Annotated in this window: 17 protein-coding genes, 1 pseudogene and 1 riboswitch; of the genes and pseudogenes, 10 read left to right on the forward strand and 8 right to left on the reverse strand. The window is 66.0% G+C overall.

Annotated features, from left to right (window positions below; genetic code table 11):
- Positions 1-341 precede the first annotated feature (341 nt).
- The 3 genes from CXY78_RS14170 to nucS are packed head-to-tail and all read left to right on the forward strand — an operon-like array spanning position 342 to position 2710.
- Positions 342-1568, forward strand: coding sequence for an MFS transporter (locus CXY78_RS14170; RefSeq protein WP_104089904.1), 1227 nt, complete (start codon positions 342-344; stop codon positions 1566-1568).
- A gap of 59 nt (positions 1569-1627) precedes the next feature.
- A complete protein-coding gene (locus tag CXY78_RS14175) occupies positions 1628-2005 on the forward strand; it encodes a hypothetical protein (RefSeq protein ID WP_104089905.1) in 378 nt (125 codons plus the stop codon).
- Positions 2006-2014: 9 nt separating this feature from the next.
- Complete coding sequence (nucS, locus tag CXY78_RS14180) at positions 2015-2710, forward strand: endonuclease NucS (protein ID WP_092338527.1); 696 nt, start codon at positions 2015-2017, stop codon at positions 2708-2710.
- Here the strand turns inward: nucS and CXY78_RS21730 are convergent.
- A complete protein-coding gene (locus CXY78_RS21730; RefSeq protein WP_233197221.1) occupies positions 2707-2859 on the reverse strand; it encodes a hypothetical protein in 153 nt (50 codons plus the stop codon). The genes nucS and CXY78_RS21730 overlap by 4 nt on opposite strands.
- Positions 2847-2999 (reverse strand): annotated as a pseudogene (locus CXY78_RS21735) (aldo/keto reductase); the annotation flags it as partial. The pseudogene CXY78_RS21735 and the gene CXY78_RS21730, both read right to left, overlap by 13 nt.
- 73 nt (positions 3000-3072) lie before the next feature.
- Here CXY78_RS21735 and CXY78_RS14190 point away from each other — a divergent pair.
- Complete coding sequence (locus CXY78_RS14190) at positions 3073-3741, forward strand: HAD hydrolase-like protein (RefSeq protein ID WP_092338525.1); 669 nt, start codon at positions 3073-3075, stop codon at positions 3739-3741.
- An 11-nt stretch (positions 3742-3752) separates the two neighbouring features.
- Here the strand turns inward: CXY78_RS14190 and CXY78_RS14195 are convergent, their stop codons facing one another.
- The 3 genes from CXY78_RS14195 to hxlB form a co-directional block, all read right to left on the reverse strand.
- On the reverse strand, positions 3753-5183 hold the full coding sequence (locus CXY78_RS14195; RefSeq protein ID WP_104089907.1) for an FAD-binding oxidoreductase: 1431 nt from the start codon (positions 5181-5183) through the stop codon (positions 3753-3755).
- Positions 5184-5357: 174 nt separating this feature from the next.
- Positions 5358-5981, reverse strand: a complete 624-nt coding sequence (gene hxlA / locus CXY78_RS14200; protein WP_092338521.1) for a 3-hexulose-6-phosphate synthase — start codon at positions 5979-5981, stop codon at positions 5358-5360.
- A 70-nt stretch (positions 5982-6051) separates the two neighbouring features.
- Positions 6052-6639 carry a 6-phospho-3-hexuloisomerase gene (gene hxlB, locus CXY78_RS14205; RefSeq protein ID WP_092338519.1) on the reverse strand — a complete coding sequence of 196 codons (588 nt, stop codon included), beginning with the start codon at positions 6637-6639 and terminating at the stop codon, positions 6052-6054.
- A 113-nt stretch (positions 6640-6752) separates the two neighbouring features.
- On the opposite strand from hxlB, the gene CXY78_RS14210 reads away from it, so the two are divergent.
- The 6 genes from CXY78_RS14210 to CXY78_RS14235 all read left to right on the forward strand — a co-directional run bounded on the left by CXY78_RS14210 (position 6753) and on the right by CXY78_RS14235 (position 13711).
- Positions 6753-7580: a LuxR C-terminal-related transcriptional regulator gene (locus tag CXY78_RS14210; RefSeq protein WP_092338517.1), complete on the forward strand. Its 828-nt coding sequence runs from the start codon at positions 6753-6755 to the stop codon at positions 7578-7580.
- A 79-nt stretch (positions 7581-7659) separates the two neighbouring features.
- Positions 7660-7768, forward strand: a riboswitch (TPP riboswitch).
- Positions 7762-9432 carry a phosphomethylpyrimidine synthase ThiC gene (gene thiC / locus CXY78_RS14215; protein ID WP_104089908.1) on the forward strand — a complete coding sequence of 557 codons (1671 nt, stop codon included), beginning with the start codon at positions 7762-7764 and terminating at the stop codon, positions 9430-9432. (Overlaps the previous riboswitch by 7 nt.)
- Positions 9433-9787: 355 nt before the next feature.
- Positions 9788-10375 (forward strand): hypothetical protein, encoded by a 588-nt coding sequence (locus CXY78_RS14220; protein ID WP_092338515.1) that lies wholly within the window; start codon positions 9788-9790, stop codon positions 10373-10375.
- A gap of 102 nt (positions 10376-10477) precedes the next feature.
- A complete protein-coding gene (locus CXY78_RS14225; RefSeq protein WP_104089910.1) occupies positions 10478-11467 on the forward strand; it encodes a BTAD domain-containing putative transcriptional regulator in 990 nt (329 codons plus the stop codon).
- 152 nt (positions 11468-11619) lie between these two features.
- Positions 11620-12363: a response regulator transcription factor gene (locus CXY78_RS14230; RefSeq protein WP_104089911.1), complete on the forward strand. Its 744-nt coding sequence runs from the start codon at positions 11620-11622 to the stop codon at positions 12361-12363.
- Entirely contained in the window at positions 12356-13711 is a 1356-nt protein-coding gene (locus CXY78_RS14235; RefSeq protein WP_092338508.1) for a sensor histidine kinase, read from the forward strand. Before CXY78_RS14230 ends, CXY78_RS14235 begins: the two co-directional genes overlap by 8 nt.
- Here the strand turns inward: CXY78_RS14235 and CXY78_RS14240 are convergent.
- The 3 genes from CXY78_RS14240 to CXY78_RS14250 form a co-directional block, all read right to left on the reverse strand.
- Entirely contained in the window at positions 13674-14606 is a 933-nt protein-coding gene (locus CXY78_RS14240; RefSeq protein WP_104089913.1) for a hypothetical protein, read from the reverse strand. The genes CXY78_RS14235 and CXY78_RS14240 overlap by 38 nt on opposite strands.
- Positions 14607-14635: 29 nt before the next feature.
- Positions 14636-16324 (reverse strand): multicopper oxidase family protein, encoded by a 1689-nt coding sequence (locus CXY78_RS14245; protein WP_104089914.1) that lies wholly within the window; start codon positions 16322-16324, stop codon positions 14636-14638.
- Between the two features lie 110 nt (positions 16325-16434).
- Positions 16435-21846, reverse strand: coding sequence for a peroxidase family protein (locus CXY78_RS14250; protein WP_104089916.1), 5412 nt, complete (start codon positions 21844-21846; stop codon positions 16435-16437).
- Between the last annotated feature and the right edge of the window lie 151 nt (positions 21847-21997).

Below are 21997 nucleotides of genomic sequence, written 5' to 3' on the forward strand. Positions count from 1 at the left end.
TCGCTGTGGGGAGCGAATCGGCGGGGTCTTCCGGCGTCATGCGGTCGGGTGCGGGGAGGTCTCGAGGCGGAGCGGTCAGGGATGTCCTGAGACAGAAGCGTTAGCCAGGTCCTGGGCGAGAACCGCCAGGAGTGCACTCGATATGCCGTCTCACGCGAGCCTGATGGGGCAAGCTCTGGCACCTCACCCACGAGCCCAGCCCCCGCGCCAGGGGGCACCAGCCGGGCTCTCGCGCGCCGAGTGCCATTTCTCGTTCTGCGCGCGCTATTCGTTGTAGCGTTAAGACTTCCACCCACCCGCTGTCGAGGCGTCCGCCCGCCGCTTGAGAACCCGTGTGCCCGATGACCTCCTCTGAATTTCCCGTGACCACCACGCGCCCCGCTCTGATCGGCTGGCGCAACGCCGTCTTTGCCGCGTTCTTCGTGGCCGGGCTCGGCCTGGCCAGCTGGATGTCGCGGGTTCCCGCCGTGCGCGACGGCCTCGGGCTCGACACCATTCAGGTCGGCATCCTCATTTTCGGGCTCTCGGCGGGCTCAGTCATCGGGCTACTCATCGCTGCCGGGATGCTCGCTCGCCTCGGCGCCCGCCGGGCCATGCTGGTCAGCGTCTCCCTGTCGGCCACCGGGCTCGTGCTCATGGGCGTCGGCGTCAGCCTCGTACCCTCCGCCCCATTCGTGTTCGCGGCCCTCGCCGTGTTCGGCATCGGCGTGGGATCCCTCGACGTCATGATGAACGTCGAGGGCGCAGCGGCCGAGCGCGCCATCGGCCGCACGCTCATGCCGCTCATGCACGCCTGCTTCAGCCTCGGAACGGTGACCGGCGCGCTGGGCGGCGCCGCCGCATCCGCTCTGGATATCTCGGTGTTCTGGCACCTGCTGGTCATGGCCGTGCTGGTTCTCGGCACGATCGTCGTGGCCGTGCGGTTTCTTCCAGTGAGCGTCGAAAGCACCGAAAAAGCGGATGCCCCGCCACGCGCCTGGCGCGAGCGCCTACGGGACAGCCTCGCCGTCTGGCGCGACCGCAAACTGCTGCTGATCGGGGTTATCGTGCTCGGCATGACCTTCGCCGAGGGCTCGGCGAACGACTGGCTCGCCCTCGCCTCGGTCGATGGACACGGCTTCAGCAACACCGACGGGGCGATTGTCTTCGGCGTATTCGTGGCCGCGATGACCGTGGGTCGCGTCATCGGCGGGCCCGTGCTCGACCGGTTCGGCCGTGTTGTCGTGCTGCGCGCCTGCGCGGGAATCGGCATTACGGGGCTCGTGCTGTTCATCCTCGCGCCGAACACCCCGCTCGTGTTCGTCGGCACCGTGCTCTGGGGCCTCGGCGCCTCGCTCGGGTTTCCGGTGGGCATGTCCGCGGCCGCAGACGACACCAAAAACGCCGCGGCTCGGGTGAGCGCGGTGGCCATCATCGGCTACTTCGCGTTCCTGGTCGGGCCTCCCGTGCTCGGCCTGCTCGGCGAGTCCTGGGGCATCCTCAATGCCCTCTACCTGATCTTGGTACTGATGGTGCTGGCGGGGCTGGCGGCCCCGGCCGCCCGGCCGAAGGCATCCGCCCGAGATTGACCGCTCGTCCCCCAAGAAGCCGACTGGCAGCGGCGCGTGCGGGTTGCCAAGCTGGACCGATGGCCCGAAACCCTCACAGTCGAACCCTGATTCTGATCAGCGCCCTTGCGGCAACGCTGCTCCTGACGGCGTGCGCGGCGGAGGCCACCCCCGAACTCGCTCCGACCGAAATCGCCCCGACCCACTCGCCCGCCCCCACGCCGGATCCCATCGTCGACATCGGGGCGATGAAGGGTGCCATGGGCACGGTCGAGACGGATGCCGATGGCGTGCTGCGCTACACCGCGGTCGAGGGCGATGTGGGTGGTCTGGTCTGCGAGCGCTTCGGCCGGGCTTACTGGCAGCTGGAATCGAACCTCACCAGTGGCGGATTTAGCTGCAACTCCGTCATCTACGTCGGCGAGATCCTGACGCCGACCAACGACAAGAACCCGTAAACTCGACCGGTGCGCCTTGTAATTGCGAAATGCTCCGTTGACTATGCCGGGCGTCTCAGCGCCCACCTACCGCTGGCCACCCGCCTGCTCATGATCAAGTCGGACGGCAGTGTGCTCGTGCACTCCGACGGCGGCTCCTACAAGCCGCTCAACTGGATGAGCCCGCCTTGCTCGGTCACCATTTCCGAGCCCGACGACGACCAAGCGGATGCCGGAATCACCGCCCTCTGGACGGTCACCCACGCCAAAACCGCCGACCAGCTCATCGTCAGCGTCTACGAGGTGCAGCATGACAGCGCCCACGACCTCGGCATCGACCCCGGCCTGATCAAGGACGGCGCCGAGTCGCACCTGCAGAAGCTGCTGGCCGAGCACATCCATCTGCTCGGCGCGGGTTTCACCTTCGTGCGCCGCGAGTACATGACGGCGATCGGGCCGGTCGATATCCTCGCGCAAGACGCCGCCGGAAGTTCCGTCGCGGTAGAACTGAAGCGCAACGGCGATATCGACGGGGTCGAGCAGCTTACCCGTTACCTCGAGCTGATGAACCGCGACCCGCACCTGGCGCCTGTGACCGGGGTGTTCGCCGCGCAAACAATCAAGCCGCAGGCCCGCAAGCTGGCCGAGGATCGCGGCATCCGCTGCCTTCTGCTGGATTACGACGCCATGCGCGGCCTCGACGACACGGCCTCGAAGCTCTTCTAGAGCAGCGGCCGCCCGCGCGCCGCGATATACAGCGCGAACCATTCGTCGCGGGTCATCGCCGCAGCCTGCGCGGCGGCATCACCGCAGGCGCGAATGCGCGCCGGGTCGCTCGATCCGAGCACCGGGTCGATGTGCGCCGGGTGCCGCACTTCGTCTGGATCTCTATCCGCTCGCGCAGTCCCGGCGAGCGTTTCAGTACCTCGCCGAACGCCGTCTCAGCTTTGCCATGGCGGTAGATGTCGGCGTGGTCGAACACGGTCACGCCGATCGACAGCGCAGCCTCGACCGCGTTTAACCGTGGAAAGGCTGAGCAGAATGGGCAAATGGGGTACATTGCCTCCAGAACACCTAGGCTATGCCGAATGAACGCAACATTGACGCGCACCTGGAGCGCCATTCTCTTCGACCTCGACGGAACCATCACCGATTCCGCCCCGGCGATCACCAGCTCGCTGGCTCGCACTTTCACGCTGCTCGGGCGTCCGGTTCCGTCCGCTGCCGAACTGCTCGCCTACGTCGGACCGCCCATGTTCGACGCCTTCCAGGAATATGCGGGAATGACCGCAGACGAAGCCGTGGAGGCCATCGCGGTCTATCGGGCTGAGTATCACGGCGCTGCTGCCCTCGACACGGCTGTCTTTCCCGGCATCGCCGGTCTACTCGAGCGCATTCACGCGACGGGTATCCCGCTCGCCCTCGCCACCAGCAAGCCCGAGCTGAGTGCCATCGCCATTCTCACGCACTTCGACCTGGCGAAGTATTTCACGGCCACGGTCGGTGCCTCCGCCGATGATACCCGCAGCAAGAAAGCCGACATCGTCGCCGAGGCTCTCGCCCAGCTGGCCGCGACCGGCGTCGACACCAGCGGCGCCGTCATGGTCGGCGACCGCAGCTACGACGCCATCGGCGCCCAGGCCAACGGCATTCCGGCCATTCTGGTGGAATGGGGCTACGGCTCTCCGGCTGAGGCCGAGGCTGCTACGGCGGTCGTGCACTCGACCGACCAGCTCGGCCGGTTGCTGCTCGGCTGACGCCCTAGCGGCTAGGAGTCGAAGCCGAGGCCCAGCGCGTCGAGGGTTTTCAGCAAGGCATTGCGCTTGCCGCGGTTGTGGTCGGCCCGGTTGAGCGCCCAGCGCGTGGCCTGAATCCCAGCGGATGCGATCGGCTCCGGCGGAAACGGCAGCGGACGACCGCGCACCATGGCCAGTTCAGTGCGCTCGGTGGCGCGGCCAGCCAGCTGGTCGAGCATGACCTGAGCGGCGAAGTGCGTGGCGCCGACCCCGAGGCCGGTGAATCCAGCCGCGTAGCTGATGCGCCCGCCGCGCGCCTGGCCGAAGAACGCGCAGAACTGCGTGGAGGTGTCGATGGCGCCGGCCCACTTATGGCTGAAACGCACCCCGGCCAGCTGCGGAAACGTCGTGAAGAAGTGGCTCGCGAGCTTGGCGAAGGTCTCGGGGCGGTTCTCATACCCGCTACGCACCTTACGCCCGTAGTGATAGACGGCGTCGTAGCCCCCGAACAGAATGCGGTTGTCGGCGCTCAGCCGGTAGTAGTGAAACTGGTTAGCCAGGTCGCTGAGCCCCTGCCGGTGCTGCCAGCCGATCGCGGCGAGTTGGTCGGCATTCAGTGGTTCGGTCATGAGCACGTAGTCGTAGACCGGCACGGTTGCGAGTTTGTTGCGCTTGAGTAGCGACGGAAAGACGTTTGTGGCCAGAGCCGTCTTCTGGGCAGTCACGGAGCCGCCCGCCGTCACAACCCGGGTGCCCTGCGCCGCGGTCAGTCCGGTCGTGTCGAGGTTCTGCACGAGCGAGTTCTCGAAGATTTCGACCCCGCTGGAGGTGGCCACGCGAGCCAGCTCGGCGGCGAGCTTGCCCGGATGCACGAGGGCATTGCTGCGCTTGTGCCAGACCCCGGCCAGGTAGGTCGGAGACGCGACCTCGGCCTGCACGGCCGCCTGGTCGAGAAACACGGTGTTCTCGTCGGTCGTCTCCTCACGCAGCCACTCGATCTGGTGGTCCTCGATGGCGAGGTCGATGGCGCCGGTGCGCTCGAAATCGCAGTCCAGGCCGAGTGCGGCCACGGCTCGCTCGATTTCGTCGAGGTTCTCATTACCGAGCTCGGTCAGCCGGTCGATCTCCTGCGGCCAGCGCGTGCGCCCGTTCTCTTCGCCGTGGGTGAGGCTCGCCTCGCAGAAACCGCCGTTGCGACCGGATGCCGCCCAGCCGACCGTGCGCGCCTCCAGCAGCACCACGCGCGCCGCCGGATTCTGTTGCTTGGCCAGCACCGCGCTCCACAAGCCGAGGTAGCCGCCGCCGACGATCGCCAGGTCGCAGTTGAGGTTGCCGGAGAGCCGAGGGTAGTTCGCACGCGGCGCGAGGTCGTCGAGCCAGAAGGAGCCCTGCCGGGTGCCGACGAGTGAGGCTGCGACAACGGATGCCGCGGGCCGGGCTCGGTCGAAAATTGTGCTGGTCATGCGGGATGCGCGTCCTCTCGCGGCGACGGTGCCGCCACCTGGTCTGGGCGCCACCAGCCTAGCGGCGCCCACCGCACGGCGGCGCGTGGCGCGGGCATCCGCTTGATGCGACCGGGACGTTAACGCGAAAGTGCCGCCCCGCGCGAAGCGGAACGGCACCGAGAAGACGCGAATCTAGATGATCGCGGCGCGCAGGGCGGCAGCGGCGGCAGCCGGGTCATCGGCGCCGTAGATGGCTCCGCCGGCAACGGCAACGGATGCGCCGGCGCGCTGCACCGAGGCGATGGTCGCCAGGCTCACGCCACCGGCCAGCGAGAACGGAACCTTGGCGGTTTCGCCCTGGTTGAGCAGCTTCGCGAGCGAGAATCCGGGCTCGGCCTGCTCGTCGAGTCCGGCGTGCATTTCGACGAACTGGGCACCGAGCGCGGTGACCTCGCGGGCGCGGGTGACCTTGTCGGCAACGCCGATCAGGTCGACGACGATGCCCTTACCGTGCTTGGTCGCGGCGGCGACGGCTCCGATGATGGTGCTGTCTCCGGCCGTGCCGAGCACCGTCACGAGGTCAGCGCCGGCGGCGAAGGCGATGTCGGCTTCGAGCTCGCCGGCATCCATCGTCTTGAGGTCGGCGAAGACGATCTTGTCGGGGTGCGCGGCCTTGATCGCGGTGACGGCGCGCAGGCCCTCAGCCTTGATCAGCGGGGTGCCGAGCTCGATGATGTCGACGTGCGGGGCGACCTGCGCGGCGAGCGCCAGCGCGGCGTCGGTGGTCAGTACGTCCATTGCTACCTGAAGCTTCATGGGGTTCTACTTTCTGTTGGGGTAAGCGGTCTGTGGTTTTCGGGACGGGGCCTGGGCCCTATCCGGTTTGTTACTCGAGGTTGGCGTGACGCGGCCAGAGCTCGGCGGCCGTCGCACCGCTTCGCTGCCAGAGCGTGTGGAATAGGGCGTCGCCCACCAGCAGCACGGACTGTTCGAACAGCCCGCCCGAGTACTGCGCCGACACCTGCCCGGCGTGGTCCTGCTTGGCGGCCGCGGGGATGACCACGGTCACCGCGGCGAGGTGCCCGAGCGGCGACTCCGGCGCCGTCGTCAGCGCGAGAATGTTCGCACCCACACCGTGAGCCGTCTCGGCGGCGCGCACGATGGCGCCCGTCGTTCCGGATCCACTCGCCACCAGCAGCAGGTCGCCCTGCGCAATCGCCGGGCTGGTTACCTCGCCGACCACGTGCACGTCAAGGCCCAGGTGCATGAGCCGCATCGCGGTCATCTTCAACGCCAGCCCGGAACGGCCGGCTCCCAGCACGAACACCCGCGGTGCCACAGCGAGCAGGCTCGCCGCGTCATCCAGCACCACAGAAGCGGATGCCGCCCGCAGCGCGTCCACGACGCGGCCATTCTCGGCGAAAATGAGACCGAGGGCATCCGCTGTGGTGGGGGTGGTTGTCGTTTCGGTCATAGGTCAATACTCCACTCCTTCGAGCGGGCGTGCGGCCCGCCAAACGAATGGTTTTACTACCCAAACGAATTGCTCCGGGCAGGCTCCACGGACGGTTCGGATAGGCTATTCGCATGACCTTCCTCGCCGATTCACCCGTGCAGACCGCGCGCAGCATGGCCGCCGAACGCTCCAAGCTCATCGCCGACCTCACCGACACGCACGCGACCACGCTGGAATCCCTGCTCGCCGTGCTGCGCTCGAGCAGCACGAGTGACACCGCTGCCCGCCAGAAGGCCACCGAACTCGCCGCCGCGGCGATGGTCGCCCTGCGCGCGGTGAGCGACCTCGACCGGAGCCTCACCGAAGAACCTGTTGCCCGCGCCTTCGAACGTCTCAAAAATGACCTGCGCCCGCTGGTGCGCTTCGGCGACCTCGACGTGCAGTTCATCGAGCCGCCGGTCAACGGCCGCGCACTGCCCGGCGAAGTCGCCCACGAGGCCAGGGCCATCGTGCGCGGCGCCGTGCTCGCCCTGGTCGAGCAGACCGGGGTCGCGCGGGTGCGCGTTCAGTGGGACTGCGACGGCAGCAACCTGCTGATTCGCATTCGCGACGACGGGCCGGGCGACCTCGACGCCGAGGTTCCGAGCGTTCGCCAGCTGGCCGCCCGCGTCGTGGCGCTCAGCGGAACGCTGGGTGTCGAGGCGACCGCCGGCTGGGGGTCGGAGATGGCGGTGTCGCTGCCGCTCGACGCGCCCACGGCATCCGTTTCGGCGGCGGCAGCCTGGGGCCTCAGCCCGCGCGAGCGCGGCGTGCTCGAGCTTGTGGCGTCGGGCGCGCGCAACAAGGCGATTGCCGAGGCGCTGACCATCAGCGAGAACACCGTGAAGTTTCACGTGGCCAACCTGCTGCGCAAGGTCGGCGCCTCGACCCGCGCCGAACTCGCCTCCCTCGCCCGCTGAACGGATGCCCGGCGCGCCGCCAGCACGCCGGCCGCCGCGAGCATGGACAGGACTCACGCTAGGGTGAAGGAGTCAGAAGACACACAACCCACGGGAGCGCGCACCAGCGAGCTGAGAGGACGGCCAGGGCCGTCGACCGTTGAACCTGTCCGGGTAATGCCGGCGTAGGAAGTTCGAGAACATGCGCACAATTGACGAAATCTCCATGTCTGAAACCGTCACCACCGGCCCGATCCAGGGCAGCAGCAAACGCTACGAACCGGTGCCGGCCTGGCCAGGGCTCGAAATTCCGGTTCGCCGGGTGAACCTCAGCAACGGCGAACACTTCGACCTGTACGACACGTCCGGCCTATACACCGATGACACGGCCACGATCGACCTCGAGAAGGGGCTGCCGAAGACCCGGGCCGGGTGGGAACATCCGCTGCCCATCGACGGCGCTGCGACCCAGCTGGTCTGGGCCCGGGCCGGCATCGTCACCCCGGAGATGGCCTACATCGCCGCCCGCGAGGGCGTCTCTGTCGAGCTCGTGCGCGACGAGGTGGCCCGCGGCCGCGCTGTCATTCCGGCCAACCGCATGCACCCCGAGAGCGAGCCGATGATCATCGGCAAGGCCTTCACCGTGAAGATCAACGCGAACATCGGCAACTCCGCCGTGACCTCGTCGATCGCCGAAGAGGTCGAAAAAATGGTCTGGGCCGCCCGCTGGGGCGCCGACACCCTGATGGACCTCTCCACCGGCAAGGACATCCACCTCACCCGCGAGTGGATCATGCGCAACTCGCCCATTCCGGTAGGCACCGTTCCGCTCTACCAGGCCGTCGAAAAGGTCAACGGCGACCCGGCCCTGCTCACCTGGGAGATCTACCGCGACACCATTATCGAGCAGTGCGAGCAGGGCGTGGACTATATGACCGTGCACGCCGGAGTGCTGCTGCGCTACGTGCCGCTCACCGCCAACCGGGTGACCGGAATCGTCTCCCGCGGCGGCTCGATCATGGCCGCCTGGTGCCTCGCCCACCATCAGGAGAGCTTTCTCTACACCCACTTCGTGGAGCTGTGCGAGATTCTGCGCCGCTACGACGTGACCTTCTCGCTCGGCGATGGCCTGCGCCCCGGATCAATCGCCGACGCCAACGACGAGGCCCAGTTCGCCGAGCTTCGCACCCTGGGCGAACTCACCAAGGTCGCGAAATCTTATGGCGTGCAGGTGATGATCGAGGGTCCGGGCCACGTTCCGATGCACAAGATCGTCGAAAATGTGCGCCTCGAAGAGGAACTCTGTGAGGAGGCCCCCTTCTACACGCTCGGCCCGCTCGCCACCGACATCGCCCCGGCCTACGACCACATCACGAGCGCGATCGGCGCGGCCATCATCGCCCAGGCCGGCACCGCCATGCTCTGTTACGTCACCCCCAAGGAACACCTCGGCCTGCCCAACCGCGACGACGTGAAGACCGCAGTGATCACCTACAAGATCGCCGCACACTCCGCCGACCTGGCCAAGCAGCATCCGCGCGCGCAGGAACGCGACGACGCCCTCAGCCGGGCCCGCTTCGAGTTTCGTTGGACCGACCAGTTCGCGCTCTCGCTCGACCCCGACACCGCGCAAAGCTTTCACGACGAGACGCTGCCCGCCGGCCCGGCCAAAGCCGCCCATTTCTGCAGCATGTGCGGTCCCAAGTTCTGTTCCATGCGCATTTCAGCAGATGTTCGGGTGTATGCCGCAGAGAACGGCCTCACCAGCCTCGAGGCGATCGAGGCCGGGATGGCGGAGAAATCGGCTGAGTTCACCAGGATGGGTAGCTCGGTCTACCTACCGTTGCGCGTACTCGGAGCCGACGAGCACTGATCGCGGAAGCAGATGGCGCGGCCAGCGGCACGCGCCGGCGCGCTGGCCGAATTGTGCGTGCGGGCCAGCGCGATCGGCCGGCACGCACAGTTTGACGATGGACACCAATCCGTGAGTCCCGGGCCCGGCCTAGAATATGGGCCCAGTTTCCGGGACCGGGCCCGGTCAGGTCTGGCGCGCACCTGGGTACACTCCGTCTCATGGTTCTCGCCATTCTCGCCTCCGCCCCGCCGCCGCACCACTAACCCCCACTGCAACGTCCAACCCGTTCCCGGCCCGGAAACCATCAGTAGCTAAGCGGTGACCCAATCACCCCAGCAGGGTTTTCCCATGGTGCCGGCACCAAGATTCCGCCATGACTCCCACAAACGCGACGCTGCGTCTGGTTCGCCTCGACGACGGCGCGAAGCATCCCGAAACCACTCGGCAGACGCAGCCCCGCCGCGCCCTGTCCCCGCGCCGCCGGAAGATTCTGATCCCGCTGGCCGTCGTCTGGCTCGTGATGGCAGCGCTGGCCTGTGCTCTGCTTCTCACCGGCACGAAGCCGAGCACCGCGTTTGGCGACACGACCGCCGTCCCCGGCGGGCTCGCCCGCATCAGCGCGGTCATCCCGCTCGAATCCGACGGCTGGGTACCGCCTGGCTCAGCCGACCGGCTCGACAGCGCTGTGCAGCCCGGCGCTCACCGCGTGCGCATCCTGCTCGAACTGACCGCAGCGGATGCCGCCGGTCTGTCTTTCGACGCCGCCGACTACTCCCTGTCCGGTGTCGGATCCCATGCCACCGCGCTCTGGGTCGACCTGAGCCAGCGGGAGGCGGCGGCCGGGACATCCGTTCTGGCAACCCTGGTCTTTGAGATCCCGAATCAGGCCATCGCCCTGGTTCTGGACGGCCCGCAGGGCGCGCGGTTATCGCTCGGAACGGGGCACCACACCGCACCCTGAGAATATCCCCCGAAATTGGGGGTAAATGTCTACTCCACACGCGGCTACCCCCGCCTATCGGCAAGCGGGCAGCATGGTTGCATTCCAACAGTGGAGGTCAGCATGACAACTGGATTCGTCACCCGAGAACAGCCCACCGCGACACCCATAGCCCACTTGAGCGTGCACGTACTTGGAAACCTCAGCGTTCGACGGGGATCGACCGTGCTGCACGCCCATCAGCTGGGCGGGCCCAAGCCTCGCCAGATCCTCGAAATTCTGCTCGTGCACCTGGGACTGCCGGTCTCCAAAGACCGCCTCATTGAATTGCTCTGGGGCGCGAGCGCTCCGGTCGAGGCCCTGCCCACCCTGGAAAGTTACGTCAGCGTTCTCCGTCGCCATCTGCAGCCCGGCGCGGGAAAATTTGGCCCGCTGCAGACCACGACCGGCGGCTACGTGTTGGACCGTGAACTCGTCGACGTCGACCTTGACCAGTTCGACGTGCTGCTGAAGCGAGCGCAGAAGACCATTCCCGGCCTCGCGTATCCCCTGTTGCTGCGCGCTCTGGACCTCGCCGCCGCACCGCTGCTCGGCGACGAACTTCTGCCGGCCTGGGCAATGGAAGCCCGCGATCTGCACGCCGCCCGCCTCACCAGCGCCCGCATTCTCGCTTCGGAAACAGCTGCAGCCCTGCACCGCATCGATGACGCCCTCGATTTCGCGAACCTCGCACTGGCCGACGAGCCGTTGAACGAACGAGCCTGGACGGCCCTCATTCTCGGATTGGAGACCAGCGGGCGCCACGCCGAGGGCCTGCAAGCCTACGACCGGTGTCGCCGCTCGATGCAGAACGAGTTGGGCTGCGCTCCCGGCCCGATTCTGCACGCTGCCCAGCTTCGCCTGCTGCACGCTACGGCTGACGGCGACGGCGACCTGGCCGACGTGCTGTCCGCGCTGCTCATGCTGCACGACCAGCTTCGCCCGTCGCCGACGAGCGAGCCTGGGCGCCCTGCCACCACTTCTTCTTCGCGACCAGAGCCGGTCGCGGATTCCCTCCGGGAGGCTACTGATGTTGTCACGTCATTTCTGCGACGCGCCGTCACTCGTGCCTGAGCCGGCCCCGTCGGCCTCGTACCACATGGGGGGCCAAAGAGACAGGACTCGACAAAAACTCGGGTTGTCCTGATAATGGTCTCGCCAACCGGAACAGCACAGTGTGCTCCGGCAGCATCGAGGCTTAGTATCGGGCAGAGAGGTCCCCGCAGATGAGCGCGCAGATGTACCCGATCGAACCCAGCGTGCAGGGGACCAGCGCGACCGCGTCACTACCCGGCTCCGTCACGGTCGACACAACCCCGATGGGGCAAATTCGTATTCTCATCGTCGACGACCACACCACCTTCGCTGAACTGCTCACCGGTTCCCTGAACCGCGAACCCGATTTGTGCAGCGTCGGCTGGGCTAACAGCGTGGCCACCGGCATCGCCGCCTGCCAGGAATTGGTCCCCGACGTCGTGGTCATGGACTACCACCTACCCGACGGCAGCGGTCTCGTCGCGGCCACAGCCATCCTCGCCCGCGCTCCTCATACCCGAATTGTCATCCTCACCGGCGACCCGGCCCTCGAGGCTCTCGAGCAGGCCGCCGCGATCGGGGTCTGCGCGTTCCTACCCAAAGACGGCTCCCTCGCGACGGTGCTCGACACCCTGCGGCACGCGCGCATCGGCGGTTTCCTCGTGCATCCGTCCCTCGTTAGCCTATTGAGTGCCCGGCGGCGGCAGCGCAGCGAAGAGATCCCCTTTCCCGAGCTGACCAAGCGTGAGCTCGCCGTGCTTCGACTGATGGGCGAGGGCTCCGACGTGCGGGCCAACGCGAGGGTTCTCGGAATTTCCGAGAACACCTGCCGCGGCTACGTCAAAGCCATCCTCGGCAAGCTCGGCGCGCACTCGCAGCTCGAGGCCGTCGTGATTGCCACCCGACTCGGTCTGGTGCCGGCGCAGCATGTCTAGAAGGCGGCCGGGCTCGTCGTTCCAAAACCGGCACGACGAGCATCAGGCCGCCGAACGCTCCGAGGTGCGCGCTGCGGTGCAGCGTTTTCTGCTCATGGGACTCGTTGCCCTGGTGCTGGTCGCCGTGCCGGTCGCCCTCTGGGTGCGCGCGCAGTCCGAGGCCAACGCCATGGCCAACGCGGTGTTGCACACCCAGCGGCTGGCTGACTACTCGCTCGGTCCGCTGATCACTGACGGCGTCGTGGCCGGCGATCCGGGATCCACTCGGCGCCTCGACGAGCGGTTGGCCCCCCGCCTCGCCGATGGGTCGCTCGTGCGCATCAAGGTCTGGGACGCCAACGGAAAAATCGTCTACTCCGATCTGCCCCTGCTCGTCGGCCAAAATTTTGCCCTCCCCAATTGGGCACCGGAGCTACTGGCCGGCGGCCAGGGCCGCGCCACCCTCGAGACGCAAACAGCCCCCGACGACCTGTATGAAACCGATTCGGGTGAACTTGTCGAAGTCTACGTGCGCTCCATCGCGAGCAACGGCAACGCGTTCATCCTCGAGGCCTACTTCAACGACGATGCCTTGCGCCATGAGCAAGACACCGTACTTCTCGGCCTTATCCCGGCCTTCCTGCTGTCGCTCGGAGCTCTGCAGCTGGCGCAACTCATACCGGCCGTGCAACTGGCCCGGCGCATCCAAAATCACCAGTCCATCAAGCGCAAGCTGCTGCAACACGCTATCGATGCCTCCGACCTGGAGCGCCAGCGCATTGCGCGCGACCTGCACGACGAAGTCATTCAAGACCTTGCCGGGCTGTCCTATGCCCTCGAAGCCGAGGAACGGCACTCCGCACCGGAGAACCGGGCACTGTTCGGCCAGGCCAAAGCCATCCTGCAGAAGAACGTGCGCACGCTACGGGCGATGACCACCGAGCTGTACCCACCCGACCTCGAAGAGCTCGGGCTGCCGGCCGCCCTCACACGCCTCACCGCTCCGCTGCTCGAGCAGGGGATCGAGGTCAAACTTCACGTACCGGCCAACTGCGACCTCGATCGCGACCGTGCCGCCATGTTCTACCGGGTCGCCCGCGAGGTGCTCGCCAACACGGTGAAGCACGCCAAGGCCGGTGTTCTCGAGCTCACCCTCATGCAAGACGACGACCGCACCATTTTGCTCATTCACGACAACGGCTGCGGGTTCGATTTGAACGGGGGTGCCCCCGACAACCATCTGGGCCTGCGCATCATGCGCGACACCATCCACGTTGCCGGGGGCTCCCTTGAGGTACGCTCCTGGATGGGCGGTGGCACCTCCGTCATGGCTACTCTCGATCGCGTGGCTCCGGTTCGATCTCGCTAGCCGCCGACCGGCGCCGACCCGTCCAGATCATGATGCCGACGGACCCGATCAGCAGCACGGTGAGACCGATGCCGTAGACGCTCCAGGCGTTCACGGCCGGGCCCGGCGAGGTCGCGGCTGTCGCGGACACGCTGCCATCGTGCCCGTGGCTCGCATCGCTGTCGGCAATGACAACCGCGGCCGGCTCGGGCTCGGCGGCCATATCCACGCCGGCTCCACCCGGCGTTCCGGCCGCAACGCGCACCTGATCGGCGGTGATTCCGGCACTGCGGGCCATGCCGCCGCGTACGTCGGCCACCACGTCATCGCCGAGCAGCGCTCCAAGGTAGCTGACCTCCAGTGTGTTGGCACCGATCGCACTGCCATAGTTGCCGAGATCATCCGAGAGGATGCCTTCCCGTGCGACTGCATCGGCCAGGGCGGTCGGGTCGGCCGAGTCCACGACGAAACGCAGGTCGTGCACGAGCACACTGAGCACGAAGTACGAATCGATCGACTCCGGTCCATCGCTCGCGAGCAACGCTCGCGCCTCATCCCTGGTGGCGCCTGCCGACAGCAGTACGGTCAGCTGGGGCACGCCCTGTTCGAGCACCCCGGCCGGCAATACGTCGGGCGAGATGTCGGTCAGCGCGAGATGCGAAGCGGATGCCCGTTGCTCCAGCCGCGCGCGCAACGCGGGCAGGTCAGCATCCGCTTCAACGGCGAGCACCACGCGGCGCTGCACCAGGGGGCCGTCAAAGGACACGGTCGGGCGACCGTTGCCGATCTCGGACCCGTTTTCAGCATTGGTGACGCTGACCGTCGGCGTGACACCGGACGGCGGGACGGAAGCCCCGGCGGTGCAGCCGCTCAGAAATACACCCAGTAGTCCAGCACTGAGCAGAGCAAGCAGCACCGCTGGGCTCCGACGAGGCGCGTGCAGCATCAGGTGCCGGCTGGCGTCCCCGGCAGGTACGCCGGGGTGTAGAAGTCTGGCGGCATGGTGTCCGGGTAGGAAGGATCGGAGTTGATCGGGTCGTTCACCCGGTAGTCGCCGACCGCGAACTGCACCATCATGTCGTGGTCCTCGTGCACGAGGTTGTGGCAGTGGATCATGTAGCGGCCACCGGCATCCGCTCCGGTGTCGAACTGCATGAGCGCGGTGATCGATTCGTTTTCGCCGGCGTAGAAGACGTCTTTCGGGCCATTTTCCCAGGCGAACGGTTTGCCGCCGTTGGTGTTGCGCGCGATGATCTTGGCGTCGACCAGGTGGACGTGCAACGGGTGGAACCAGCCGCCGGAGGCATTAATAATGGTCCACTGTTCCACATCGTAGGGCTGCGGATTGGCGAACAACTTGGTGAACCGTGAGGCCGCGACGTCGTCCCAGGTGACGCCGTTGATCTTCCAGACGCCGTTGGCCTTCTCCACCCTCAGTTCACGCTTGGCCTTGGCCATGGCGGGGGTCAGGTCCATGGTCGCGATGCCGCCGCGGCTCAGATTAAGCGCGCCTCCGTCGTCCAGGGTGGCCGGGATCGCCGAAATACTGCCCGCACTCGAACCGGAATCGGCCACGACCTCGAACCGCATGATCTTGTCCGTGTTCACGAAATTGACATTGTTCTTATTGCTCAGGTTCTTCAGGTCGATGGTCTGCCCGACCCGGTACTTTCTGAAATCGATCAGAATCTCGTATCGCTCGGCCGTGCCCTGCCGCCACGAGGCGACCGCCTGCACGCGGGGTACCATGCCAGCGTCGGTGCCGACCACGTACATCGGGTCGCCAGTCGACAGTGTGGGCCGAAAGGAGCGGGAGATCGACGCGACCAGCACCCGAAAACGGTAAATACGTGGCTTGACTTTCATGGTCGGCCACGGAACCCCGTTGACCATCACGATGTCGCCCCACAGACCATTGTGGGAATTGTCGTTGTAGCCGAGCGACCCGTCGGCGTTGAACATGACGTCCGAGATCATGAGCGGCACATCGAATTCACCCTGCGGCAGCTGGGCCCGCTCGTGAGCGTCCGACAGTGGGTAAAACCCGGCCAGGCCGGAATACACGTTCTGTGCGGTGAGGTGGTGATTGTGGTCGTGGTACCACAGGGTGCGCGCGGTCTGCCAGTTCGGATAATGGTAGTTCTTCACATAACCGGGAGACGTGTAGTCGTTGGCATAGCCGTCGTACTGCGGCAGCGAGGCCGAGCCGTGCAGATGCGTGACCGTGCGGAAGGCGTTGGCGTGCAGCAGACCCTGAGCCGGGAGGGCATTGCGGATGCGTACCTCGCAGCGAGTGCCCTGCGCGGCCCGAATGGTGGGGCCGGGAAACATGCCGTTGTAACCGGCCACGGTGGTGGACAGGCCCGGTACGAACTGGGCCTGTCCGAGCTTCTCGGTGAGCGAGTAGTAGGCGAAGGGACGCGAAGGATCACCGTTGTCAAAACCGGTTTTATACGGTGCCAGCACAGGGGGCCGGCGAAAGACACCAGCGTAGGGCACCGGCATGTTCTGCGGGGCGAGCTGGCTCTGGGTGATCAGGGGGACGGTCGGAACTACGTTGTCATTTCCCTCCATTCCGACCAGACCGAGCGCCCCGAATGCGCCCAATTGCAAAACTTCCCTGCGTGATGTCATGACCTCTCCTCAAGGCTTTCTACTGATATTCGTTGTACGGCAAAATGTGGGGACAGCCGGCCGGCGACTGAGATCCAATCGCCGGCCGACTTCGTGTTGCTGGTGTTCGGTTAGAGCACAGTGCCGGTCGTGAAGGTCCACGTAGCCGTCACCAGCGGGTTGCCCGCCAGGTCTCGAACGCTCGTGTTGCCACCGATGATGGCCACCCGGTACTGAACGTTCGAGGCGAGGGTCACGGAGGGGTTGATGGTCAGCACGTTGGTGGTGGCGTTGAACGCCGCAACCGAGGTGATGACCGCTCCCGTGGAGACCCGGGTGATCCGAACCGTGGTGGCGCTGACTCCGGTGATGTCCTCACTGAAGGTCGCCGTCACGTTGGCGTTGCGGCGCACTCCGGTGGCTCCCGCTGCGGGAGTCCTCGTGAGGATCGTCGGGGCCGGTCCGGTGATGAAGGTCCAGGAACTGGCCACCATCGTGTTGCCCGCCACATCTTGGATACCCGAGAGGGTGGCCGTGTAGCTGCGGTCGGCGAGCAGGGTTGCGTTCGGGTTCAGCGTCGCGACACGAGTCGTGGCGTTGTACGACACCGTGGCGGGGATCACCGTGGTGCCGAGCCGCAGCACGAACGTCGTGCCGCTGACTCCCGTGACCGCTTCACTGAACGTTGCCGTCAGGTTGCCGGTCTGGCTGACCGAACGAGCGCCCGATGCCGGCGTGCGCGCCGTAACTGTCGGCAGCACGAACTCCGTGCGCGGCGTGACCGCGACCGATCGAGCGGATGCCGCTCCGGTGCCGACCGCATTGATAGCGGCGACATCGAAGGTGTATCCGGTGCCATTGGTCAGCGACCCGATGACCGCGGTGGTGACATTAGCCACCGTCGTGGTGCCCGTGGGCGTGGTGCCCGCACCGATGAAGGTGCGAACCACATAGCCCGTGATCGGTGCCGCATTGGCCACCGGCGCCGGGGCGGCCCAGTTCACCGTCACCTGCGCGTTACCGGCGACCGAAGTCCCGATCGTCGGAGCGCCCGCGACCACAGGTGCCGACGGTGTCACCGCATTGGACGAAGCCGAGAATGCGCTCGTTCCTTCCGCGTTGCTCGCCGACACCTGGAAGGTGTAAGTGGAGCCGTTGGTCAGCCCGGTGACAACCAGGTTGAATGCGGTTCCGACCGCGGTGCGCAGCGCACCGACCTGGGTTCCCGCCGCGTCAAGCACCTTCACCGAGAAGCCGGTGGGGATGCCGACGAGCGATGCGACCCAGTCCACGGTGGCCGTTGCATCACCGGCAACTGCGTTGACGGCCGTGGGGGCTCCCGGAGCTACGGTGTCGCTGAACTGCAGGCGTTCGATGTTGCGCAGGGTATCGGTACCATCGGTGCCGCGGTTGTCAAGCACCGTGGTAACCGTTCCGGCGGCTCCAAAGATGCCTGGAGTGCCGTCGGCATTCAGGGTGGTCACCTCGTAGTTACTGGTCAGGCCCGAGAACACTGCGGAGTCGATGTTGCCAGCCGACTGAGCAGCGGTGGGAGTGATAATTTCCCGAACCGCGACCAGGTTGCCCGGGTTCACCACTCCGGCAGCGACATCCTGTTCCAGGGTGTGGGTGCTGCCAGCCAGGTACGGGCGCTCCATCAGGTCGGTGCTGCCGATTTCGACACCGGCGTCATCACGCACGCTGATGCGAATCTGCAGGTACCGGTCGCCATCGATCACGTCGTTGGCGCCGCGCCCCTCGAGCGAGTCACTGCCGAGGCCGCCGAGGAGGATGTTGCCATCGCCCCAGACGTTGCCAACGAGCGGGCAGACACCCATCGGGGACAACGCTTCCACTCCCGCGAGCGGGACGGTCAACATCGACGACGAGACAAGGTCGCTCAGGCCGCTGATCCGGTCAATGCCGGTTTGGTCGAGCACGTCGCAGCCACTGAAGCCGGCACCACCTACGGTGCTGGGCACTGCGTTGTCACCACGGATCACGTCGTTGAACGCGGAACCCGAGTTGGCCTCCACTTCCTGCCAGCGGTCACGGTTGACCACGGCGGGCAGCGGAACTCCGATGAGGTTGTTGTTGATGTTCATGTCATCGTCGGCCGCCACCGTGTCGTATTGGTGGTTAGCCCAGTCGAACCCGGCTGAACCAGCGAACCGATCGATGGCTGCGTTGCTGGTCATGATGTCGTCGCCACCCTCGGCGTCGTAGTCGTTCTCGCCGACCTGGCCGACAAAGATGTCGTTGCCGGGAGCGGTTTGAGCGGGGTCGTTGAAGAAGGGCGCACTGTGATCACCGATCAGCAGGTCCTGGCCTGAACCACCCTGGATCCAGTCATCGCCACCGTCACCGAAGGTCGCGTCTGCACCATCACCACTTCTCACGAAGTCATTGCCGGGTCCGGCGAAGGTCTCGTTGTCGTTGGCTCCGCCGTTGGTGAAGTCCTGACCGTCACCGCCCATCATGATGTCGTTGCCGATACCGGTGTTGATGTAGTCGTTACCCGGACCACCCTTGGAAACGTCGGCTCCGGCAGAGTCCGTCAAGCGGTCGTTGCCGATGCCGCCCAGGGCGATATCGTCGCCGCCACTGCCTTCGATCACGTCATCGCCCTCGTTGCCAAGGAAGGTGTCGTTGTCGTTGCCGCCGGCGACCCGGTCGACGCCCGCGGTGCCGTTGTAGACCGACTGGCCGTTGATGCCGACCGGGTCGACCGAGTTGACCGCCTTGTACTGGATGGTCCCGTCCGGCTTGCGCAACAGCAATAGGTTCTCGTTGCAGTCCGTCGTGGCGGGGTCATCCGTCACGCTCGCACCCGTCGCCGCATAACCGGCAGGCGTGCCGGCCAGGTTGGCGAGCTGGAACTTGCAGTCTGCGGTGGCGAACGAGTCGGCCTTCAGGCTGGAAGCATCCGTGTTGCGCATCATCATCTCAGCGAAGGAGTTGCCCTCGAGCTGCGATCGCAGGTTCATTCCGGGGGTGCGGTTCAGGTAATAGAACCGGTCACCGTTCTGCAGGTCGGTCATCTGGTTCTCGAACACGTAGTTGAACGTGCTTCCCAGCAGACCACCGAACAGGTTGGTGTTTTCCGCGAGACCACCGACCCACAGGTCGACCATGTTCAGACCGGACTCCGCGGTTGCGTAGGCACCGGTGCTGTTCATGAAGTCGATGGCTTCGGCGCTCGGGGATATCCCGACGCCCGGGTCGACGACTGCCTTGGCCGCGGCACGCTTTCCAGCCATCGTGGTTTCGGCGGTGATGGTCGGGTAGGTGCCGTAGGCAGCCACGAAGTTGATGAGCGACTCCGGGTGCTTGAGGTGCTGACCGAAATCAGCCCAGCTCGTGTAGGGAGCCAGCTGACCGTCACCGGTTGCGTTGTGAATCTGGCGCCGCACCTCGTTCAACGCTGGCACACCCTCTGAGCGGGCACGCGTCATGTTGATCGTCGCCAGGTCGAGCGGCAGACCGAGCAGGTTGTTGCGCAGGGTGTCGGTGACGAACTCGTCGAGTTCGTTGCCCACCTGGTCACTCATGCCCATGATCACACTTCCGGCTGCCTGTTCAGAGGTCAGCGGCCCAGCAGGGCCACCGTCGGTATAGGCGATCGGGTTCAGGAAGCCCTTGAGCAGCGAGATGTCGTTGCCGGAGCCGTTCTCGTTGGTGCGCGCGATCGTCTCGGTCAGCATGGAGTGGCCGAAGCGGTACACCGCGTGGGCGAACTCCGCCTTGATGGCCGGGTCCAAATCGGTGTGGTAGACGTGGAACGGCTGAATGAGCGGCTGCACCTTGCGACCGAACTCCTCAAAGACGAGGTGCTGGTATTCCATCTCGGTGACGAACCGGGCGGCCTGGAACAGGCGCGAGCCGTTCCAGCTACCCACACCAGCACCCGCTCCCGCAGCCAGCTTCCACTCGGCCAGGGCGGCAACGCCCTTAACGGTGCCGTCGTTGGTGAGGGTGGTCTTGAATTCCTCGACCAGGCGGTCGTGTTCGGAGTGGAAGACCTGGTGAATGCTGGTCAGGCCGATGTTCTCGTTGACGCGACCGTCTCCGGCACAAAAGTGCAGGTCGAGCATCTCGTCATCGTAGGTTCCGGCCGGCTGGCTGGCGAAATCGGCGGTGGCCGTCGTGTTCACGTCGGGCGTCGGGGCAACCGGCGGTGTGGCCGGGTTGTGGTCCGTATCCTGCGGGCTCGGGTCGGCGTTATGCGCGATATCGGTCAGGAACGGGGTGTGGAAATAGATGGCGTTGGCTGGCACCGCGACAGCATTTGCGATGTCGCCCTCGACCATACCGGTCGGTGTGACGTACATGGGCAGGCCACGGGCCGGGCCGGGAATGAAGTTGCCGTAGGGGTCAACCGCCATCTGCGGGATGTTCAGCACGTCTTTGTCCTGAAGCAGCAGTCCGAGCAGGTCCTTGGCCTGCGTCTTGACCGTTGCCCAAGTCGCCATGCCACCGGCCGTGGGACCGGCCAGGCCACCGAGCAGCCGACCGGTGTTGACCGGCTTGCCTGCAGCGTTGTTGGTGTACTCGCGCAGGAGCAGCTGGTGTGACGGGTGCGAGGTGTAGGTCTGCGACTGGTCGACATAGGGCGAGTCGGTGTTGGCCGCGTCCTGCACGTCATCGGCGGTTCCGAGCACGCCGTCAACGCCGGGCTGGTTCTGCGCCCGGGTCAGCACCATGAAGCGCAGGTTCGGGTCGAGGTTGTCGGCCGTGGTGGCGAAATTATGGTCGGGTCCGGCAATGAGCGGGTCATCCGCCTGCAGCGGCACGAACACCGTACCGCCGCCCTTGACTGTCTGGTCGACGCCGTGGTCGAAGAACTGACCGAACAGCGTGAACAGCGAGTTGTACGGCGGCGACAGGCCAACATCGGTCGTCACGTTCGGAATGAACAGGGTCTCGTACTTGGGCACACAACCTGCAGGAACGCCCACGACCGGCGGATCAACGGTCAGGTCAGGGTCGGTCGTGCACGGGAACTTGCCGACCGCGTTCTGGGTACGCACCGGGAACCCGGCGGCAGCGACCGCTGCGGGATTGGTGGCGGTCTGATCCACGATCAGGTTGCTGATCTCGCGGGGCTGGGAGTCAACGACAGAGCCCGACTTCTGCTTGTAGCTAGTCGGACCAGGGGCACCGACGGGGAAGCTCGATGTGATCGGGTCAGCGTCGTTGAAGATCGGTGTCGTGAGGCGCGGAAACAACTGATCCGCTGCGCCATAGGTCTCGCGGCCGGCGATCAGGTTGTTGCACGATCCGTCGACGGTGCGCAGTCCGTAGGACGACAACCGGTCGGGAATCTGGTTGGGGCCGCTGCCGACCAGGGTTCCGCAGGGGTTCGCCGGCGTTGCCGTTGCGGCGTGAGCCTCGGCAATCTTGATCTGCTTGAGAATGTAGGCGAGGTCAGACGTGGTGACCGTGAACCCTTGGCCGACCGGCGCAACGGCCGCCGTGGCGGTGATCGCGGTGGACAGTCCGAGCACAGCATAGAGCACGACGGCCATACCGGCCGCGACCATGCGAGTGGTCCTGCGGAAGGCGCTCTTCGGTCTTCCAACGCCGTTGGGCGGTGGGCTACCTCGCATTCCGGTTGTATTTCTCGTGCTGCGAACGATTCCTTGACCTTCGAACCTGCTCATGACGCACCTATCTCTTCAGGGTGAGCGAATG

The organism is Cryobacterium sp. N19 (genome assembly GCF_002929595.1).
GTDB lineage: Bacteria > Actinomycetota > Actinomycetes > Actinomycetales > Microbacteriaceae > Cryobacterium > Cryobacterium flavum.

Bases quoted from the DNA above. Each gene is read 5' to 3' on its own strand.
- CXY78_RS14170 (WP_104089904.1), top strand. From the start codon at position 342: ATGACCTCCTCTGAATTTCCCGTGACCACCACGCGCCCCGCTCTGATC.
- CXY78_RS14175 (WP_104089905.1), top strand. From the start codon at position 1,628: ATGGCCCGAAACCCTCACAGTCGAACCCTGATTCTGATCAGCGCCCTT.
- CXY78_RS14190 (WP_092338525.1), top strand. From the start codon at position 3,073: ATGAACGCAACATTGACGCGCACCTGGAGCGCCATTCTCTTCGACCTC.
- CXY78_RS14195 (WP_104089907.1), bottom strand. From the start codon at position 5,183: ATGACCAGCACAATTTTCGACCGAGCCCGGCCCGCGGCATCCGTTGTC.
- hxlA (WP_092338521.1), bottom strand. From the start codon at position 5,981: ATGAAGCTTCAGGTAGCAATGGACGTACTGACCACCGACGCCGCGCTG.
- hxlB (WP_092338519.1), bottom strand. From the start codon at position 6,639: ATGACCGAAACGACAACCACCCCCACCACAGCGGATGCCCTCGGTCTC.
- CXY78_RS14210 (WP_092338517.1), top strand. From the start codon at position 6,753: ATGACCTTCCTCGCCGATTCACCCGTGCAGACCGCGCGCAGCATGGCC.
- thiC (WP_104089908.1), top strand. From the start codon at position 7,762: ATGCGCACAATTGACGAAATCTCCATGTCTGAAACCGTCACCACCGGC.
- CXY78_RS14220 (WP_092338515.1), top strand. From the start codon at position 9,788: ATGACTCCCACAAACGCGACGCTGCGTCTGGTTCGCCTCGACGACGGC.
- CXY78_RS14225 (WP_104089910.1), top strand. From the start codon at position 10,478: ATGACAACTGGATTCGTCACCCGAGAACAGCCCACCGCGACACCCATA.
- CXY78_RS14230 (WP_104089911.1), top strand. From the start codon at position 11,620: ATGAGCGCGCAGATGTACCCGATCGAACCCAGCGTGCAGGGGACCAGC.
- CXY78_RS14235 (WP_092338508.1), top strand. From the start codon at position 12,356: ATGTCTAGAAGGCGGCCGGGCTCGTCGTTCCAAAACCGGCACGACGAG.
- CXY78_RS14245 (WP_104089914.1), bottom strand. From the start codon at position 16,324: ATGACATCACGCAGGGAAGTTTTGCAATTGGGCGCATTCGGGGCGCTC.
- CXY78_RS14250 (WP_104089916.1), bottom strand. From the start codon at position 21,846: ATGGTCGCGGCCGGTATGGCCGTCGTGCTCTATGCTGTGCTCGGACTG.